The sequence below is a fragment of the Streptomyces sp. NPDC005931 genome (genome assembly GCF_042871235.1).
Taxonomy (GTDB): Bacteria; Actinomycetota; Actinomycetes; order Streptomycetales; family Streptomycetaceae; genus Streptomyces.
The window spans coordinates 805,764-824,685 of sequence record NZ_JBIAIG010000001.1; the positions used below are offsets into that span (position 1 = coordinate 805,764).

The 18,922-nt window shown below is 73.7% G+C and carries 15 protein-coding genes; 4 read left to right on the plus strand and 11 right to left on the minus strand.

Features of this window, described 5'->3' with window-relative positions; translation table 11 throughout:
• The first annotated feature begins 3 nt into the window (after positions 1-3).
• A complete protein-coding gene (locus ACFYOV_RS03700) occupies positions 4-810 on the plus strand; it encodes a DUF3097 domain-containing protein (protein WP_389082308.1) in 807 nt (268 codons plus the stop codon).
• A 140-nt stretch (positions 811-950) separates the two neighbouring features.
• Here the strand turns inward: ACFYOV_RS03700 and hemW are convergent, their stop codons facing one another.
• The 4 genes from hemW to lepA all read right to left on the minus strand — a co-directional run bounded on the left by hemW (position 951) and on the right by lepA (position 8,998).
• A complete protein-coding gene (gene hemW, locus ACFYOV_RS03705) occupies positions 951-2,183 on the minus strand; it encodes a radical SAM family heme chaperone HemW (protein WP_389082310.1) in 1,233 nt (410 codons plus the stop codon).
• A gap of 27 nt (positions 2,184-2,210) precedes the next feature.
• Positions 2,211-4,790, minus strand: a complete 2,580-nt coding sequence (locus ACFYOV_RS03710) for a SpoIIE family protein phosphatase (RefSeq protein WP_389082312.1) — start codon at positions 4,788-4,790, stop codon at positions 2,211-2,213.
• 216 nt (positions 4,791-5,006) lie between these two features.
• Positions 5,007-6,881, minus strand: a complete 1,875-nt coding sequence (locus tag ACFYOV_RS03715) for an AMP-dependent synthetase/ligase (protein ID WP_389082314.1) — start codon at positions 6,879-6,881, stop codon at positions 5,007-5,009.
• A 248-nt stretch (positions 6,882-7,129) separates the two neighbouring features.
• The gene (gene lepA, locus ACFYOV_RS03720; protein ID WP_389082317.1) at positions 7,130-8,998 is read right to left on the minus strand and encodes a translation elongation factor 4; all 1,869 of its coding nucleotides are present in this window, start codon (positions 8,996-8,998) and stop codon (positions 7,130-7,132) included.
• Between the two features lie 239 nt (positions 8,999-9,237).
• Here lepA and rpsT point away from each other — a divergent pair, with 239 nt between their 5' ends.
• A complete protein-coding gene (gene rpsT / locus ACFYOV_RS03725; RefSeq protein WP_389082319.1) occupies positions 9,238-9,504 on the plus strand; it encodes a 30S ribosomal protein S20 in 267 nt (88 codons plus the stop codon).
• 240 nt (positions 9,505-9,744) lie between these two features.
• Here rpsT and ACFYOV_RS03730 read toward each other — a convergent pair whose 3' ends face one another.
• Both ACFYOV_RS03730 and holA read right to left on the minus strand, forming a co-directional pair.
• Positions 9,745-10,140, minus strand: a complete 396-nt coding sequence (locus tag ACFYOV_RS03730) for a nuclear transport factor 2 family protein (RefSeq protein ID WP_389082322.1) — start codon at positions 10,138-10,140, stop codon at positions 9,745-9,747.
• A gap of 130 nt (positions 10,141-10,270) precedes the next feature.
• Positions 10,271-11,260 (minus strand): DNA polymerase III subunit delta, encoded by a 990-nt coding sequence (gene holA / locus ACFYOV_RS03735; RefSeq protein ID WP_389082326.1) that lies wholly within the window; start codon positions 11,258-11,260, stop codon positions 10,271-10,273.
• Between the two features lie 490 nt (positions 11,261-11,750).
• Between holA and ACFYOV_RS03740 the strand changes: the two genes are divergently transcribed.
• Complete coding sequence (locus ACFYOV_RS03740; protein ID WP_389082328.1) at positions 11,751-12,413, plus strand: class I SAM-dependent methyltransferase; 663 nt, start codon at positions 11,751-11,753, stop codon at positions 12,411-12,413.
• Positions 12,410-12,700: a sulfurtransferase TusA family protein gene (locus tag ACFYOV_RS03745; RefSeq protein ID WP_389082331.1), complete on the plus strand. Its 291-nt coding sequence runs from the start codon at positions 12,410-12,412 to the stop codon at positions 12,698-12,700. The genes ACFYOV_RS03740 and ACFYOV_RS03745 overlap by 4 nt, the downstream gene beginning before the upstream one ends.
• 108 nt (positions 12,701-12,808) lie before the next feature.
• Here ACFYOV_RS03745 and ACFYOV_RS03750 read toward each other — a convergent pair whose 3' ends face one another.
• The 5 genes from ACFYOV_RS03750 to ACFYOV_RS03770 all read right to left on the minus strand — a co-directional run bounded on the left by ACFYOV_RS03750 (position 12,809) and on the right by ACFYOV_RS03770 (position 18,866).
• The gene (locus ACFYOV_RS03750; RefSeq protein ID WP_389082333.1) at positions 12,809-13,054 is read right to left on the minus strand and encodes a hypothetical protein; all 246 of its coding nucleotides are present in this window, start codon (positions 13,052-13,054) and stop codon (positions 12,809-12,811) included.
• A gap of 49 nt (positions 13,055-13,103) precedes the next feature.
• Complete coding sequence (locus tag ACFYOV_RS03755) at positions 13,104-13,943, minus strand: arylamine N-acetyltransferase (RefSeq protein WP_389082335.1); 840 nt, start codon at positions 13,941-13,943, stop codon at positions 13,104-13,106.
• 165 nt (positions 13,944-14,108) lie between these two features.
• A complete protein-coding gene (locus ACFYOV_RS03760; protein ID WP_389082338.1) occupies positions 14,109-16,742 on the minus strand; it encodes a ComEC/Rec2 family competence protein in 2,634 nt (877 codons plus the stop codon).
• Positions 16,739-17,839: a helix-hairpin-helix domain-containing protein gene (locus tag ACFYOV_RS03765; protein ID WP_389082340.1), complete on the minus strand. Its 1,101-nt coding sequence runs from the start codon at positions 17,837-17,839 to the stop codon at positions 16,739-16,741. Before ACFYOV_RS03765 ends, ACFYOV_RS03760 begins: the two co-directional genes overlap by 4 nt.
• Before the next feature lie 181 nt (positions 17,840-18,020).
• Positions 18,021-18,866: a DegV family protein gene (locus ACFYOV_RS03770; protein WP_389082343.1), complete on the minus strand. Its 846-nt coding sequence runs from the start codon at positions 18,864-18,866 to the stop codon at positions 18,021-18,023.
• Between the last annotated feature and the right edge of the window lie 56 nt (positions 18,867-18,922).

The window sequence follows — 18,922 nt, forward strand, 5'->3', positions numbered from 1 at the left end:
CGAATGCGCCAGTACTCTCCGGACCTGACCCCTCCGTGGAAGAAGCCCCGCCCCGTACCCGAGGTCGCGGCCGAGCCCGGCCTGGTGGTGGAGGAGCCCGGCAGCGGTTTCTGCGGCGCGGTGATCGGCTGCGAGGCGGGGACGGTGACCCTGGAGGACCGCTTCGGCAAGCACCGCGTCTTCCCGCTGGCGCCGGGGGGCTTCCTGCTGGAGGGCCGCGCGGTGACGCTCATGCGGCCCGCGTCCGGGCCGGTACGGCCCACCCGCACGGCCTCCGGTTCGGTGGCCGTCCCCGGCGCACGGGCGCGCGTGGCCCGCGCGGGGCGCATCTACGTGGAGGGGCGGCACGACGCGGAGCTGGTCGAGAAGGTGTGGGGCGACGACCTGCGCGTCGAGGGCGTGGTCGTGGAGTACCTGGAGGGTGTGGACGACCTCCCGGCGGTGGTCGAGGAGTTCGCCCCCGGCCCCGACGCCCGCCTCGGTGTCCTGGTGGACCACCTGGTCCAGGGCAGCAAGGAGTGGCGCATCGCCCGGGCGGTGACGAGCGAGCACGCACTGGTGGTGGGCCACCCGTACATCGACATCTGGCAGGCGGTGAAGCCCTCGTCCCTGGGCATCGCGGCGTGGCCGGGCGTCCCGCGCGGCCAGGACTGGAAGACGGGGGTGTGCCGGGCCCTGGGCTGGCCGGAGAACACGGGGGCGGCCTGGCAGCACATCCTGTCGCGGGTGCGGTCGTACAGGGACCTGGAGCCGGCACTGCTGGGCCGGGTCGAGGAACTGATCGACTTCGTCACGGCTCCGCCCGCCTAGCCCTCGGGCAGTCGGGCCGCCGGGCGCTGGGGGGTGCCCCCGCGCGAGCGAAGCCGAGCGTGCGGGAGGGCGGACGCGGGCGGCACCTCGCAGCGCCGAGCCGAGCGTCCCACCCGCGCCCGGCCGTGCCGGGCCGCGTCTCAGTCCACCAGGTCCCGCACCACCGCGTCGGCCAGCAACCGCCCGCGCAGGGTCAGCACCGCACGCCCCTGCGCGTACGGTCCCTCCTGGAGCAGTCCGTCCGACCGAGCCCGGCGGGCGGCCCTCAGGCCCTCCGCACGGAGCAGGGAGAGAGGCACGCCCTCCCTGAGCCGCAGCTCCAGCAGGATCCGCTCCACCCGCCGGTCCTCGTCCGACAGGACCTCACGGCCCGCCCCCGGCGAGCGCCCCTGCGCCAGCGCCGCCGCGTACGCGCCGGGGTGCTTCACGTTCCACCAGCGCACCCCGCCGACGTGGCTGTGCGCGCCGGGGCCCGCGCCCCACCAGTCGGCGCCGCGCCAGTACAGCTCGTTGTGCAGGCAGCGGGCGGCCTCGGAGGTGGCCCAGTTCGACACCTCGTACCAGTCGAAGCCCGCCGCCGCGAGGGTCTCCTCGGCGATCAGGTAGCGGTCGGCGTGCACGTCGTCGTCGGTCGCCGGGACCTCGCCGCGCCGGATGCGGTGGGCGAGCCGTGTGCCCTCCTCGACGATGAGCGCGTAGGCCGACACGTGGTCGGGCCCGGCGCCGAGGGCCGCGTCCAGGGAGGCCCGCCAGTCGTCGTCCGACTCACCGGGCGTGCCGTAGATCAGGTCGAGGTTGACGTGCTCGAAGCCGGCCGCGCGGGCCTCGGCGACGCAGGCCTCGGGGCGGCCGGGGGTGTGGGTGCGGTCGAGGACCTGCAGGACGTGCCGCCGGGCGCTCTGCATGCCGAAGGAGATCCGGTTGAATCCGCCCTCGCGCAGCTCCGCGAGGTAGGAGGGGTCGACCGACTCCGGGTTGGCCTCCGTGGTGACCTCGGCGTCCGCCGCCAGTCCGAACTCGTCGCGGACCGCGCCCAGCATCCGTACGAGGTCGCGGGCCGCGAGCAGGGTCGGCGTACCGCCGCCGACGAAGACCGTGCGGACCTCGCGCGGGTCGTCGCCGAGCACCTTGCGGGCGAGGCGGATCTCGTCGGTCAGGGTCTCGCCGTAGTTGTCGCGGGAGGCGAGCAGTCCGCCGGTGCCGCGCAGCTCGCTCGCGGTATACGTGTTGAAGTCGCAGTAGCCGCAGCGGGTCGCGCAGTACGGGACGTGCAGGTAGAACCCGAGGGGGCGGTCGGCCGCCCCGGCGAGCGCGGACGTGGGCAGCGCGCCGTCGGCGGGGACGGGCTCGCCGTCGGGGAGTGCGGAAGGCATGTGCTCCATTGTCCCGCACCGGCGGTCTCACTCGGCCTGGAGCACCAGCAGAGCGAGGTCGTCGGCGGGCGGACGGGCGCCGAACTCGTGCACGAGCCGGACGATACGTTCCGCTATCGGCTCGGCGTCCAGCCCCGCACAGCCGGCCAGCGCGGCGGCGAGCCCGTCCCCGTCGTCGAACTGGCGCGAGCCGGAGCGGCGCTCGGTGACGCCGTCGGTGACGCAGAGCAGGGTGTCGCCGGAGCACAGGTCGAAGGTGTCGCTGGTGTACCCGGCGTCCTCGACGACACCGAGCAGGGTCTGCGGCTGGGCGACGGTACGGACCGTGCCGTCGGGGGCGAGCAGCAGCGGGAGGGGGTGTCCGGCGGAGGCGACGGTGCAGCGGACGCCTCCGTCGAAGGGGACGAGTTCGCCGTAGAGGAGGGACAGGAAGCGGGTCTGGGGGCCGTCGCCCGGGGCGGTGGGGCGGGCGCCGGCGGCGACGAGCGCGCGGGCGGCGGCGTCGGCGGCCTCGGTGGCGTCGTCGAGGAGGAGCTGGTTGAGGCGGTCGAGGACGTCGGCGACGTCGTAGCCCTCGCGGGCGAGCAGCCGCAGCCAGGGCCGGGCGAGCCCGATGACGACGGCCGCCTCCGGGCCCTTGCCCTGCACGTCGCCGACGGCGAAGCACCAGCGGCCGCGGCCGGCCGGGAACAGGTCGTAGAAGTCCCCGCTGGGGCCGCCCTTGTCGCAGGGTTCGTGGACCAGGGCGCTGCGCAGGCCGGGGATCTCGGCGACGGCGCCCGGCAGCAGGCCGCGCTGGAGGACGGCGCTGATGGTGGCCTGCCGGGCGTACTGCCGGGCGGCGCCGATGGCGAGGGCGACGCGGCGGCCCAGGTCCTCCACGAGCCCGGTGATCTCGTCGGGGAACCGGTCGATGCCCGCCCGCCCGATCACCAGGGTGCCGAGCGGCCGCCCACCGGCGACCAGGCGGTAGGCGAGGGCGGTGCCGGCGGTGGGGCGGGCGTCGGGGGGGTCGATGGGGCGGGGGTGGGGGGCGCCGGCGGAGTCGGGGTCGTCGAGGGTCTTCTCGGGCCAGTCGAGGGCCTTCTCCGGCCAGGGGTAGGGCGTGGGGCCGGGGCTCGGCGGGTCGTCGGGGTGCGGGGGGTTGATGTCCAGGTCCCGGCGCAGTTCCTCGATGCGGTTCTCACTGGCGTGCCAGACCCGGGCGAGACGGGCCCCGGTGGTCCGCGCGCCGTCGCTCCAGCCGGCGTGTCCGCCGGCCTCGTCCTCCAGCCACACCGCGCACCAGTCCGCCAGCCGGGGCACGATCAGCTGCCCCGTGAGCGCGGTGACGAGATCCTCGTCCAGCTGCCCGGCCAGCAGGTCGGACGCCTCGGCGAGGAACGCGAGGGCCCCGCGCCCCAGCCAGACCCCGTCCCGCCGCTGCCGCCGCACCCGCCAGTCGTCACCGTAGGCACCACCGCGCCAGCCGTCCCCGCAGGGCCCGCCCGTCCGGCCGGCACGGCAGCAGCCGCACGGCGCGCCGCTCGGGTGGGCGTGCGAACCGCCCGGTTCCGGATCACCGCGCACCTGCCGGACGGCCGCACCGCAGCCACCCCGTTCCTCACCGGCACAGCCGTCCGCCCCCTCCCCGCCGCAGGAGCGGTCCCCGCCACCGGCACCGCGGCACCCGTCCCGCTCACCGGCCGGGTGCGCGCCGTCCGGACCGGTGCCGCGGGAGCCGCACGTAGCTCCGCCGTCGCGCCGACGGACTCCGTCGCCGCCCCGGTGCGCGCCTTGCCACCGCCCGGCATCGCGGGGGCCGCCCGGGCCGTCGTCGCCGTAGGCGCCGTCCGGGCCGTCGTCGCCGTGGGCGTCGTCCGGGCCGTGGGCGTCGTCCGGGCCGCATGCCCGGGCGGCGGTCTCCGGGGACCGGTCGTCCCGGCCTTCGGCTTCCGGCGCGCTCGGGGCTTCGGGCCGGAGCGGGGCGCCCGGCGTACCCGGTGCTTCCGGCCCGAGCGGGGCAACCGGCGTACCCGGTGCTTCCGGCCCGAGCGGGGCCACCGGGGCGCTCCCGGCGAGGATCCGGGCGACCCGCAGGTCGTCCGTCAGCGGGTGCTCCCCGGCGTACGCCTCGATCTGCTCGCCGGGCGTGCCACCGCCCACGGGAAGCCGGGCCCACACCGTCTTGGTGCCCGGGCGGTAGGTGATGCCCCAGGACTCGCAGAGGGCGGCGACGAGGCGCAGGCCGCGGCCGTGGTCGGGGGCCTCGTGCGGTGCGTCCGGCCCGTCGCCGCGGGGGGCGCGCGCGGGGTGGTGGTCGCAGACCTCGACGACGAGCGCGCCCGTTTCCTCCTCCAGCCGGCAGGTCAGCCGTACATCCGTCCCGGCGTGCACCACGGCGTTGGTGACCAGCTCGCTGGCGACCAGCATGGCGTCGTCGCCGACGCGTCCGGTGAGGTGCTCGGCCCCGGGCAGCCCGAGCCGCGCCCACTCGGCGAGCGCCCCCCGCACGAGCGCCCGCGCGGACCCCGGCGCGAGGGAACTGCCGGCCAGGGTCGCGTCCGCCCGCGCGGGCGCCCCGTCGGCACGGGACACCAGCTCCCGCTGCGTAGGAATGGCCCCCATGTGGCAGCTCCCCGAACAGTGACGAATGCTGCCGACAGGGTGACAGACAGAGCCCGTACATAAGCGGGGAGTTACCGAAGTGAGTCAGCATGGGTGAATACAGCGCCATGCCTGTGGTCAGAAATCGGCCCGAAAACGGTCGTTTCCGAACAGTCCGGGACCTCAGGACACACGTCGGCCCCGGAACGCCGCATGCGTCCCGGGGCCGGTGTGCCGTCAGACCTCGCGTGCGCCCTCGTACATCTCGTCGATGAGGTGCTTGTACTCCCGCTCCACCACCGGCCGCTTCAGCTTCAGGCTCGGAGTGATCTCACCGTGCTCGACGTCGAGGTCGCGCGGCAGCAGGCGGAACTTCTTGATGGTCTGCCAGCGCTGGAGACCCTCGTTGAGCTGCTTGACGTAGCCGTCGACCATCTCCACGGTGGCCGGCGCGGCCACGATCTCCGCGTACGACTTGCCCTCCAGGCCGTGCTCCGCGGCCCACGCCGTGATCGCGACCTCGTCGAGGGCGATCAGGGCGGTGCAGTAGTTCCGGTCGGCGCCGTGCACCAGGATGTTGGAGACGTACGGGCACACCCCCTTGAACTGGCCCTCCACCTCCGCGGGCGCGATGTACTTGCCGCCGGAGGTCTTGATGAGGTCCTTCTTGCGGTCGGTGATCCGCAGGTAGCCGTCGGGCGACAGCTCGCCGATGTCGCCCGTGTGGAACCAGCCGTCGGCCTCCAGGACCTCGGCGGTCTTCTCGGGCAGTCCGTGGTAGCCCTCCATGATGCCGGGGCCGCGCAGCAGGATCTCCCCGTCGTCGGCGATGCGCACCTCGGTGCCGGGCAGGGGCTTGCCGACCGTGCCGGTGCGGTACGCCTCGCCCGGGTTGACGAAGGACGCCGCGGAGGACTCGGTGAGGCCGTAGCCCTCGAGGATGTGGATGCCGGCGCCGGAGAAGAAGTAGCCGATCTCGGGGGCGAGGGCCGCCGAACCGGAGACGCAGGCGCGCAGTCTGCCGCCGAACGCCTCACGGATCTTGGCGTAGACGAGCCGGTCGGCCACCGCGTGCCTGGCGGACAGGCCGAACGGCGCGGTGCGCACGCCGGTGCGGCGGAAGTTGTCCTGGGTGACCTTGGCGTACTCGCGGGCGACGTCGGCGGCCCACTGGAAGATCTTGTACTTGGCCCCGCCGCCGGCCCGCGCCTTGGCGGCGACGCCGTTGTAGACCTTCTCGAAGATGCGGGGCACGGCAGCCATGTACGTCGGCTGCACCACCGGGAGGTTCTCGATGATCTTGTCGACGCGGCCGTCGACGGCGGTGACGTGACCGACCTCGATCTGCCCGGAGGTGAGCACCTTGCCGAAGACGTGGGCGAGCGGCAACCACAGGTACTGCACGTCCTCGCCGCTGACCAGCCCGGTCGCGGCGGTCGCCTTGGCCATGTACGACCAGTTGTCGTGCGGCAGGCGCACACCCTTGGGGCGGCCGGTGGTGCCCGAGGTGTAGATGAGGGTGGCGAGCTGGTCCCTGGTGATGGCGGCGACCCGTTCCTTGATCAGGTCGGGGTCCTTCTCCAGCCGGGCCGCGCCGCGGCTCTCCAACTCGGCCAGGCCGATCACCCAGTCACCGGTCTCTACGCCCTCGGAGTCGATGACCACCACGTGCTTCAGCTCGGGCAGCTCGGCGCGCTTCTCCACCGCCTTGGCGACCTGCTCGGCGTTCTCCGCGATGAGCACCCGGCTCTGGGAGTCCGAGAGGATGTACGCGGACTCCTCGGCGTTGGTCTGCGGGTAGATCGTGGTGGTGGTGGCGCCCGCGCAGAGGATGCCGAGGTCGGCGAGGATCCAGTCGACGCGGGTCGAGGACGCCAGCGCCACCCGCTCCTCCGGCTGCACGCCCAGTTCGATCAGGCCGGCGGCGATGGCGTTGACCCGCTCGGCGGTCTGCCCCCAGGTGAGCGACTTCCAGTCGTCGGGGCCCTCGCCGGAGGCGGGTGGGACGGGGTAGCGGTATGCCTCTGCGTCCGGTGTGGCCGCGACACGCTCCAGGAAAAGGGCCGCCACGGACGGCGGACGGTTCTCGATCAGTGTCTGTGTGTCGCTCACGACATCCTCCGGGGCCCGCGACGGTGCGGCTGGCTCAGTGGGGCTGGTTTCACTCGCGTGCCGTTGTTTAACTCGCGAGTAACTATCGAGCAGGGACAGGGTAAGGGTCGACCGGCCGCCGCGTAAGGGGCCGCGGCCTGTCACTTCCTACAGAGAGCCGCGGGCGCACGCACAGGGGCCCGCCGCGCTTTCGCACGACGGGCCCCTGTTCCGCCCGGTTTGCGGAGTGACCCGCGGTAACCCCTCGGTTACTTCTTGGCCTTGCCCGATCCCGCGCTGTCGTCGCTGGACAGGACGGCGATGAAGGCCTCCTGCGGAACCTCCACGGAACCCACCATCTTCATCCGCTTCTTGCCTTCCTTCTGCTTCTCCAGCAGCTTGCGCTTGCGGGAGATGTCGCCGCCGTAGCACTTGGCGAGGACGTCCTTGCGGATGGCGCGGATGGTCTCGCGGGCGATGACCCGCGAGCCGATGGCCGCCTGGACCGGCACCTCGAAGTTCTGCCGCGGGATCAGCTCCTTGAGCTTGGCGACGAGCCGCACGCCGTACGCGTACGCCTGGTCCTTGTGGGTGATCGCCGAGAAGGCGTCCACCTTGTCGCCGTGCAGCAGGATGTCCACCTTGACGAGGCTGCTCGACTGCTCGCCCGTGGGCTCGTAGTCCAGGGAGGCGTACCCGCGCGTCTTCGACTTCAGCTGGTCGAAGAAGTCGAAGACGATCTCCGCGAGCGGGAGGGTGTAGCGGATCTCGACCCGGTCCTCGGAGAGGTAGTCCATGCCGAGCAGGGCACCGCGCCGGGTCTGGCACAGCTCCATGATCGCGCCGATGAACTCGGTGGGCGCGAGGATCGTGGCCCGCACGACCGGCTCGTACACCTCGGCGATCTTGCCCTCGGGGAACTCGCTCGGGTTGGTGACGGTGTGCTCCTCGCCGTCCTCCATGATCACGCGGTAGACCACGTTGGGCGCGGTGGCGATCAGGTCGAGACCGAACTCGCGCTCCAGGCGCTCACGGATGACGTCCAGGTGCAGCAGCCCGAGGAAGCCCACGCGGAAACCGAAGCCGAGGGCGGCGGAGGTCTCCGGCTCGTAGACCAGAGCGGCGTCGTTGAGCTGGAGCTTGTCCAGCGCCTCGCGCAGCTCGGGGTAGTCGGAGCCGTCCAGCGGATACAGACCGGAGAAGACCATCGGCTTGGGATCCTTGTAGCCGCCGAGGGCTTCCGTGGCGCCCTTGTGCTGGCTGGTGACGGTGTCGCCGACCTTGGACTGGCGGACGTCCTTCACACCGGTGATGAGGTAGCCGACCTCACCGACGCCGAGACCGTCGGCGGGCAGCATCTCCGGCGAGTTGGTGCCGATCTCCAGCAGCTCGTGCGTGGCGCCGGTGGACATCATCCGGATCCGTTCGCGCTTGTTGAGCTGACCGTCGATGACACGGACGTACGTCACCACGCCCCGGTACGAGTCGTAGACCGAGTCGAAGATCATCGCGCGGGCGGGGGCGTCCTTGACGCCGACCGGGGCGGGGATCTCCGCGACCACCTTGTCCAGCAGCGCCTCGACGCCGAGACCCGTCTTCGCGGACACCTTGAGCACGTCGCCGGGCTCGCAGCCGACCAGGTTCGCCAGCTCCTCGGCGAACTTCTCCGGCTGCGCGGCCGGCAGGTCGATCTTGTTGAGCACCGGGATGATCGTGAGGTCGTTCTCCATCGCCAGGTACAGGTTGGCGAGGGTCTGCGCCTCGATGCCCTGAGCGGCGTCCACCAGGAGGATCGTGCCCTCGCAGGCGGCGAGCGACCGCGAGACCTCGTAGGTGAAGTCGACGTGCCCGGGGGTGTCGATCATGTTGAGGATGTGCGTGTTGCCCTTGTCGTGGGTCGGGGCCCACGGCAGCCGCACCGCCTGGGACTTGATCGTGATGCCGCGCTCGCGCTCGATGTCCATGCGGTCGAGGTACTGAGCGCGCATCTGCCGCTGCTCGACCACACCGGTCAGCTGGAGCATCCGGTCGGCGAGCGTGGACTTGCCGTGGTCGATGTGCGCGATGATGCAGAAGTTGCGGATCAGAGCCGGGTCGGTACGGCTCGGCTCGGGCACATGGCTAGGGATCGCGGGCACGCAGGGTCCTGATTCTTGAGGCGTCCGCAGTGTCTGCGGTCTCGGGTCGGATCGATACGTAGCTTCCATGGTCCCACGGGTGGGGACCTGGGACGGGTTTGGGCCGCTGAACGGGCCGCTGCTAGTGTGGGGGGCTGTGTCTCATGCCCTCTCAGCACGAGGCACACCTCAAGAAATCACCGGTACGGATCCGTGCGGCACCCGTGCGGCCATGTGCCAGAACCTGTAGAGGCTCATTCGTGGCGAACATCAAGTCCCAGATCAAGCGGAACAAGACGAACGAGAAGGCCCGGCTGCGCAACAAGGCCGTCAAGTCCTCTCTGAAGACCGCGATCCGCAAGGCCCGTGAGGCCGCTGCCGCGGGTGACGCGGAGAAGGCCGTCGAGTACCAGCGCGCTGCCGCGCGTCAGCTCGACAAGGCCGTCTCCAAGGGCGTCATCCACAAGAACCAGGCCGCCAACAAGAAGTCGGCGCTGGCTCAGAAGGTCGCGTCCCTCAAGGGCTGAACCCCCTGTCTGGTCTGATCGCCGGAAGGACCCAGGGCGGGCCCTCTCTCATCCGCCCCCGACCGGCACCCCGAGCTCGCACGCGGCCTGCGTTCGCCACGCGGGTGTGAGCTCACCGGCTTCATCCGAGGGCCCCGTCCACGCACCCTTCCCCGGGGCGGTGGGCGGGGTCCTCGGCTTGTTGCGACCCGGGCGGTGGGCGGGGGTCCTCGGCCTGCTGCGCCGTGTCCGGCGACGGAGTCACGCCCAGAAGTCGTTCGCCGTGTCCAGGTCCTCGACGCACTCGTCGAGATCCGTGATCTTGTCTCCGACGACCCGGAAGACGATGCAGCCGTCGTCGTCGAGGTGCTTGCCCTTCCGGTCGGCCGTGAAGCGGTGCAGGGCGACCGCGTGTCCCCGGCCGTCGACGAGGACGGTCCGCAGCTCCACCCTCATCGACCCGCCGGTCTCCTCGCCGAGCCGGCGGTACATGTCGAGAATCGCGTCCTGCCCCTTGAAGTCGCCCGAGAGGATCCCGGTCCCGGGCACATGATGTGTGGCGTCCGCCGCCATCAGACCGCGCAGGGTGTCCATGTCCCCGCTGGTGAAGGCCTCGTAGCCCCTGCGGACGAGCTGTGCGTGCGGGTGTTCGGCCATGGCGCTCGCCACCTCTCCACTCCATGGCGACCTACGGCTGATACACCGATTCTCCTCTTCGGAGGCAGGAAGGCGACTCGATCAGGGGAGCCCGAAGCGGGCCCGACTCGTCCGGCGGCGGTCCGTGGTGTTACGCCCGTCCCCTCGACCGGGCGGCGCGGGCGATGACGACGACCGCCTTCTCCAGGGCGTACTCGGGGTCGTCGCCGCCGCCCTTCACGCCCGCGTCCGCCTCGGCCACCGCCCGCAGCGCGACGGCGACCGCGTCCGGGGTCCAGCCGCGCATCTGCTGCCGCACACGGTCGATCTTCCAGGGCGGCATCCCCAGTTCCCGGGCGAGGTCGGCCGGTCTGCCCCCACGCGCCGACGACAGCTTCCCGATCGCCCGCACACCCTGCGCCAGGGCACTGGTGATCAGCACCGGTGCCACGCCGGTCGCCAGCGACCAGCGCAACGCCTCCAGCGCCTCCGCCGTCCGCCCCTCGACCGCCCGGTCGGCGACCGTGAAGCTCGACGCCTCGGCCCGCCCGGTGTGGTACCGCCCGACCACGGCCTCGTCGATGGTCCCCTCGACGTCCGCGACCAGCTGGGACACCGCCGACGCCAGCTCCCGCAGATCACTGCCGACGGCGTCGACCAGTGCCTGGCAGGCCTCCGGTGCGGCCGACCTCCCGGCGGTCCGGAACTCGCCCCGCACGAACGCCAGCCGGTCCGCCGGCTTGGTCATCTTCGGGCACGCCACCTCCCGCGCCCCCGCCTTGCGCGCCGCGTCCAGCAGACCCTTGCCCTTGGCGCCGCCGGCGTGCACCAGGACGAGCGTGATCTCCTCGGCGGGCGCCCCGAGATACGCCTTCACGTCCCTGACGGTGTCGGCGGAGAGGTCCTGCGCGTCGCGCACGACCACGACCTTGCGCTCGGCGAAGAGCGACGGGCTGGTCAGCTCGGCCAGGGTGCCGGGCTGGAGCTGGTCCGGGGTCAGCTCGCGCACGTCGGTGTCGGCGTCGGCGGCCTTCGCGGCGGCCACCACCTCCCGCACGGCGCGGTCGAGCAGCAGGTCCTCCTGACCCACGGCGAGCGTCACCGGGGCGAGGAGGTCGTCAGAAGCGGTCTTCCTGGCCATCGCGCCAAGCATCCCACGCGCCACCGACAACACGGCCCGCCACGGGTCGCCCGAGCCCCCCGGCTCCTCCTGCCTCGGGGAACAGCGGACACCATGAGCGCTCAGCGCAGGATCTGGAACGCGAAATGGGCCCCTCGCGGACGCTGGACCCGGTTCGCGTCGGTGCAACGTCGGTCGCAGCACTCGCAGCCGGGCGGCAGCCGCAGGCATCCGCCCCGACGACGGCCGGGCGGGACCGTCGCGACGGCGGGCCGGGACCGTCGCGGCGGCGGGTGCGGAACAGTCCTTGCCCCGCCGGGCTTCGCGGCCATCCTTGACCGCGACGGCGGCGATGACGAAGGCGGCGACGGGTCGGCCCGGAATCAGCCGGGGGTGTCGTTGAGGACCGGGCCGAGCAGGAGCACGGCGGAGTCGCGAAGTGGTCTGACGACAAGGAGGTGATCTGCCTCGGCGTAGGCTGCCCCCGGACACGAACGGAAGGTCGAAGACTGTGGCGGACGAGCGGGAGCTGGCCGAGATCCAGCGGCGGCACTGGCAGGACATCTACACCGCCCACCCCGGTATGTACGGCGAGCAGCCCTCCGCCCCCGCCGTCCACGCGGCCGACGTGTTCCGCAGGGCCGGGGCCCGGGACGTGCTGGAACTCGGCGCCGGGCACGGCCGCGACGCCCTGTACTTCGCCCGCGAGGGATTCACCGTCCAGGCCACCGACTTCAGCCCCATCGGCCTGGAGCAGCTGCGCGACGCAGCCCGGTCCCAGGGCGTGGCCGGGCGGGTCACCACTGTGGTGCACGATGTACGCGGCCCGCTGCCCCTGGGGGAAGCCGCGGTGGACGCGGTTTTCGCGCACATGCTGCTGTGCATGGCCCTGTCCACGCAGGAGATCCAAGCGGTGATCGGCGAGATCCGCCGCGTCCTGCGGCCCGGCGGCACCCTCGTCTACACCGTCCGGCACACCGGCGACGCCCATTACGGCGCCGGCACCGCGCACGGCGACGACATCTGGGAGCACGGCGGCTTCGCGGTGCACTTCTTCGACCGCGCTCTCGTCGACGCCCTCGCCGACGGCTGGACCCTGAACGAGGTACACGCCTTCGAGGAGGGCGACCTGCCCCGCCGCCTGTGGCGCGTCACCCAGACCCTGCCGCGATGACCGCGCTCCCCCCACCGGACATCATGGTCGACGGCACCGGCCTGCTCTGCGTCACCCTCCTGCTCCGCCTGCGCAAGCAGATCGACGGCGCCGCTCCGGGCACCGTCGTGCACGTGATCGCCACCGACCCGGCCGCCCCGCTCGACCTGCCCGCCTGGTGCCACATGACCGGCCACGCCTATCTCGGCCCCGTCCCCGGCACCGCACAACCCTCGTACGCGCTGCGGCTGGCCGCCGACGCGCTGCCCACCCGGGCTGACGCGCCCTGGCACCCGGCCACGCCTTGACCTGCGCCGCCCGTGCTCACCCGTCCTCGCCGTGGTCGGCCGTAGTGGGTCCTGCAGCCGGCGCAGGCCGCCGCCGGAGGGGACAGCGGTGCGGAAGCTGCAGCGGCCCTACGGCTCCTCCCGCCAGCCCTCCCACCGGGCCGCGAACTCGTCCAGCTCCGCCGGGTCCAGCCGGTCCTCCTCGTCCCGCAGGACGACGAGCCACTGCGCGTCCTCCGCGTCGTCCTCACCGGCCAGGGCGTCCCGCACCAGCCGGGGCTCCTCCTCCACGCCGAACCGCTCGGCGAGCGCCTCCACCACCTCCTCGGCGGCGTCGCGGTCGGGCAGCACCAGCACATGTCGCACATCGCTCACGTGCGCCATTGTCCGCCAACCGGCCGACCGCCTCGCCCCGGTGCCCGGGTCAGCCCCGCTGTCCCGGACCCCGCACGACCGGCACCGTGTCCAGCTCGATCCCGAACCGGTCCCGGTACACCGCGAGCACCTCCTCGTCGGCCCCCAGCTCCCGCTCGTCCCGCGTCCCGTCCGGCGCCGTGACGGTGTACCGGCGACCGCTGAGCGTGATCCTCCCGCCGTCCTCGGTGACCCGCGAGCACACCAGCGAGCGGGTGAAGTGCGAGGCCGGGGAGGTGCTGTGCCACCACGCGCCGACCGCGAAGTCGCCGAGCACCCGCGGCCGTACCTCGAGCCGGTACACCGGCACCCCGTCCCGGCTCACGTCGAGATCCGCAGCCTCCACCGTGTCGTACCCGCCGCGCACCCCCGCCGCGTCGGGGCCCGCCTCGACGATCCGGAACGTCCCCCCGGCATCGGGCTGTTCACCCCGGTCCCCGAGCGCCAGGGGCAGATGGCAGTGCGCCCCGAAGCCCACATCGGCCAGCCAGTCGCCGCCGTCCACCGTCCGCACCCGCAGCGCGAGATGGTCGTACGGGATCCCGAGCCGGCCCCCGTCCCCGTACACCCGCGCCGCGAGCAGGGTGACGTCGTAGCCGAGCGCGGTCAGCAACGCCCCGAAGGCGCCGTTGAGTTCGTAGCAGAATCCGCCCCGCCGTGCCACGGTCACCTTGTCCAGCAGCCGCTTCTCCTCCAGGACGATCTCCTCGCCGAGGTGGAGGGAGAGGTTCTCGAACGGCACGGCCCGCAGATGGCGCAGGTGCAGCTCGCGCAGTACGTCCACGGTGGGCCAGGCCGGCTGCTCGACGCCCAGTCGGCGCAAATAGGCTTCGATCCGCGTTGCAGTCATGCCGTCAGTGTCGCGCGCCCCACGATGCGCGGTCCGCGAAGGTGCGGGCTCTCACGGGCCACCGGCGAGCGGACCGGTGGGTGAGGGACGCGGTCGTGACTGCAGCGGCGCGCTCCCGTGCCGCCGGGCTCGGCAGAGGAGCGCCGCGCGGACCGACCGCTTTCCTCAGCCCCGCGCCACCCTCAACTCCCCTCTCCCCTCCCCGCCCCCGACGACCACCGCCAGCGCCCCGTCACGGTCCGTCCGCAGCACCGCCGCGCCGCCGGAACGCAGCGCGGCGACCGTGCCGGGAGCGGGGTGGCCGTACCTGTTGTCCGCGCCGCAGGAGATGAGCGCCAGCCGGGGCGACACCCGGCGTATGAGGTCCGGGTCCTGGTACGCCGAGCCGTGGTGGGCGACCTTGAGGACGTCCACGTCCGCCAGGGTGGCAGCCGCCGGTGAGGTCGACAGGGCCCGCTGGGCCGGGGGTTCCAGGTCCCCGAGGAGGAGCAGGCGCAGGCCCGCCGTCCGGACCAGCATGGCCACGCTCGCGTCGTTCGGGCCTTCCGGCTCGGGGGACGACACGAACGGTGGGAGTACCGGCGCGCCCGGGGCGGTGGAGGCGCCCGGTGGAGGGCTCGGCGGTGGCCACACCACGTCCCAGGACAGTGGCCCCAGGCGTCGCCGCTCTCCGGTGACGGCATGCCGTACCGGGATGTCCCGGGCCGCGGCGAGTCGGCGGACGAACTCCACCTGATCGGCGGGCTCCTCGAAGCCCGTCGTCTCGATCGCGCCCACCGAGCGCCCCCGCAGGACACCGGGCAGGCCGGCCACATGGTCGGCGTGGAAGTGGGTCAGGATCACGAGCGGGACCCTGGTGACGCCGAGGGAGCGCAGGCAGCGGTCGACGCGGGCGGGATCGGGGCCGGTGTCCACCACCACGCCGGTGGACCCACCCGCCGCGAGCACCATCGCGTCGCCCTGACCCACGTCGCACATCACCATCCGCCAGCCCGGCGGCGGCCAGCCCGTGATGACCCGGTTGAGCGGCGGCGGCTGCACCACGAGGAGCACCAGCAGCATCGCGCAGACACCACACCACCAGGGGTGCCGCAACAGTCGCCGACCGACCAGCAGCGCGAGCGGGGTGGCGGCGGCGAGCAGGGCCGCCCCGGTCCAGCTGCCGGGCCAGTCCACTCCCGCGCCGGGCAACGCCGCCCCGGTGCGGGCGACCCGCGCGATCCACTGCGCGGGCCAACCCGCGCACCACGCCAGCGTCTCGGCCACCGGCATCGCCCACGGCGCCGCGGCCATGGCCAGGAAACCCAGCACCGTGGCCGGCGCCAGCGCGCACTCCGCGAGGAGATTGCACGGCACCGCGACCAGACTCACCCGCGCCGACAGCACGGCGACCACCGGCGCGCACAACGCCTGCGCGGCACCGGCCGCGGCCAGCGCCTCCGCGAGCCGTGGCGGCACCCCGCGCCGGCGCAGCCCCATGCTCCAGCGCGGCGCGAGCGTGAGCAGTGCCCCGGTGGCCAGCACGGAGAGCAGGAACCCGTAACTGCGGGCGAGCCACGGGTCGTAAAGCACCAGCAGCAGGACGGCCGTCGCCAGGGCCGGGATCAGGGATCTGCGGCGGCCGGTGGCGAGCGCGAGGAGCGCGACGGAGCCGCAGGCCGCCGCCCGCAGCACGCTCGGATCCGGCCGGCACACCACGACGAACCCCAGCGAGAGCGCCCCGCCGAGCACCGCGGTGGCCCGCAACGGGATGCCGAGGCGGGGTGCGAGCCCGCGACGCTCCACGCGCTGTGCCAGACCCGGCGGGCCGAGGAGCAGCGCGAGCAGGATGGTGAAGTTGGCACCGGACACGGCCAGCGTGTGCGTGAGGTCCGTCTCCCTGAACGCCTCGTCCAGGTCCGGGGTGATCCGCGAGGTGTCCCCCACGACCAGCCCGGGCAGCAGGGCCCGGGCGTCCGCCGGCAGGCCGTCGGTCGCTTCCCGCAGCCCGGCCCGCAGGCGCCCCGCCAGCCGCTGCGGCGCCGACGGCCTCCCGACGACCTCCGGTGCCGCCCGGCCCCGGACCCGCAGCACCGCCGCGAACCGGTCGGCGCCCGCCCTCGGCGGCGCGAGCCTCGCCTCGACCCGCAACCGGGTGGAGGGCAGCAGTCCGAGCCAAGGCGAGTGGCCCCGCACGCCGGGGGCCGTCGGCCGGGCCGAGCGCGCGTCGACGATCACCAGCACCGGCGTGCGGGTCGTCGCCTCCCCCACCCCGGCCGCGCTCGCGATGCGCCGCACCTCGGCCTCGATCAGTACGGCCGTGGGGGCCACGTGGTCGCCGCCGGTCCCGGGCCGGGTGAGCCGGGGATCGGAGGTGATCTCCACCTCCGCGGTCACCGTGGCGTACGCCCGGGCCAGTGCCGGTACCGGACCGCGTCGCAGGTCGGCCCCGTGCAGGCCCGCCGACGCGGCGGCGGCGGCGACGCACAGCAGTACGGCGGCAACGGAAGTTGCCGACCAGGCAGAACCGTTGGCGCGTCCCCGACCCGCCCGAAGGCCGGGCGCCACGAGCAGGAAGCCCGCCACCGACAGGGTCACGGTCACGGCGGCCGCCACCCAGCCGGGCGAGGCGTACAGCATCACAACTGCCGTCGCCCAGGCCGCCAGCGCGGGCGGCACGAGGCGGAGGTCCGCCGGACCCTCCTGCCGCGGATGAGCGGCGCCGAGCCGGTTCCCCGAACGGGCGTGGACGGGCTGCCGGGCGACCGGCTCCGCGGGTGCTTCCGCCCTCCGCGGCGCGACATCCGGCCCGCTCCTCATGGCCGTACGAGGTTCCGCAGGTCCGCGAAGCGGCGGTCGCCGATCCCGTTGACCTCGCGCAGTTCGTCCACCGAGCGGAAACCGCCGTGCCGGGTGCGGTAGTCGACGATGTGCCGGGCCAGCACGGGACCGACCCCGGGCAGGGTGTCGAGCTGGTCCAGCGTGGCGGTGTTGAGGGACACCGGTGCCGCGGGCCCTGCCGCACCCGCCGTACCGGCCGCTGCCGTCGCGCCGCCGGGAGGGGTCCCGCCTGCTCCCGTCGGCGGTGCCGGGCCACCGACGACCACCTGCTCGCCGTCCACGAGGAAGCGGGCCCGGTTCAAACCGTCGGTCCTGGTCCCGGGGCGCACTCCGCCCGCCGCCCGCAGCGCGTCCTCCACCCGGGATCCGGCCGGCAGCCGGTGCACCCCCGGGTCACGCACCTTGCCGCTGACGTCGACCACGATCTCCGGGGCCGCCGAGCCGGTGGCCGCCACCGCACCGGCGGCCGGCAGGGGCGGGCTCTCCCCCTCACCGGGCCCGCCCTCCCCGGGCACGGCGAAGGGCGCTGCCTCCCGCGCCACCTCCGGTTCCCGTACCGGCTGGGTCCGTCCCGCCCAGAAGTGCTGCACGGCGAAGCCCACGGCGGCCACGAGGACCACCGACAGCGCGACCACGCTCCGCCGTTCCAGCCCGCACCGCGCCTGCACCCACAGCGGCAGCCGCTCCCGCAGCGCGAGCCGAAGGCGCACCCCACGGCGGCCCTCGGAAGCCGTCGCGCCCACCGGCTGGGGCAGTTCCTCCGCCTCCGACGTCGACTCCCCGTCAGCGGCACGCTCGTCGCCACCGGGTGCCGGCGTCTCCGCACGGACAGCCCGTCCCGTCGTGCCGTTTGCGGCCCGGCCCGGCACCCGCCCGGCGTCCCCACGCCCGCCGGCGCCGCCGTCCCCGAACAGCACCCCCGCCCGCCGCCGCAATTCCTCCGCGGAGGCATGACGGTCACGGTGCCGGCCCCGTGAGCGGGTCGGGCGGCGGTGGCGGACCCGGCTGTCGGACGCGGGCGCACGGCCCGGGCCGCTGGTCGCCGTCGCTGTGCCTGAACGTGATCGAAGTGCCATGCGACGAGGATCGGGCACCGCGCCGCATCAGCGATGATCTTGTGCGATTCCCGGGGACTACCGCCCGGTTGTGGACAACTCCGTCACCCGCACGAGGGGTCGCCGCCGCCCCGAACGCGAACGCGAACGGTCCTCGACGCACCCGACGCACCCGACGCACCCGACGCACCCACGAACACCCTCACCGTCCGGAGACCACGACCCCCAGCAGCCCGGGCCCCGTGTGCGCCCCGATCACCGCTCCGACCTCACTGACATGCAGGTCCGCCAGTCCGGGCACCCTGCGCCGCAGCCGGTCCGCGAGGGCCGACGCGCGGTCGGGGGCAGCGAGATGGTGGACGGCGATGTCGACCTCGCCGCCTCCCGCCCGTTCCGCCGCGATCTCCTCCAGGCGTGCGATCGCCTTCGTGGCCGTGCGCACCTTCTCCAGGGGTTCGATCCGGCCGCCCGCCAGCTGCAGCAGCGGCTTCACGGCGAGAGCCGAGCCCACCAGGGCCTGGGCGGCACCAATGCGGCCACCGCGGCGCAGATAGTCGAGCGTGTCCACGTAGAAGTAGGCGGACGTGCCCGCCGCCCGCTTCTCGGCGGCGGTGACGGCCTCGTCCACCGTGCCGCCCGCCTCGGCCGTCTCCGCCGCGGTGAGCGCGCAGAAGCCGAGCGCCATCGCGATCATCCCGGTGTCCACCACCCGCACCGGCACGGGTGCCCGCCGGGCGGCGACGACCGCCGCGTCATAGGTGCCGGAGAGTTCGGCGGAGAGGTGGAGGGACACGATGCCGCCGGCGCCGGACTCGGCGACCTTGCGGTACGTCTCGGCGAAGACCTCGGGGCTCGGCCGGGAGGTCGTGACCGAGCGCCGCTTCTGCAAAGCCTGGGCCAGGGAGCGGGTGGAGATCTCGGTGCCCTCTGCCAGCGCGCGGTCGCCGAGGACCACGGTCAGGGGTACCGCCGTGATGCCGTGCCGCTCCATCGTCCGGGCCGGCAGGTAGGCCGTTGAATCGGTGACGATCGCGACATGGCGGGACATGAGCTGGAGGTTACCTGGCGTAGCGCCCTCGCGGCAGCCCGGGCCCGCGCGCCGGG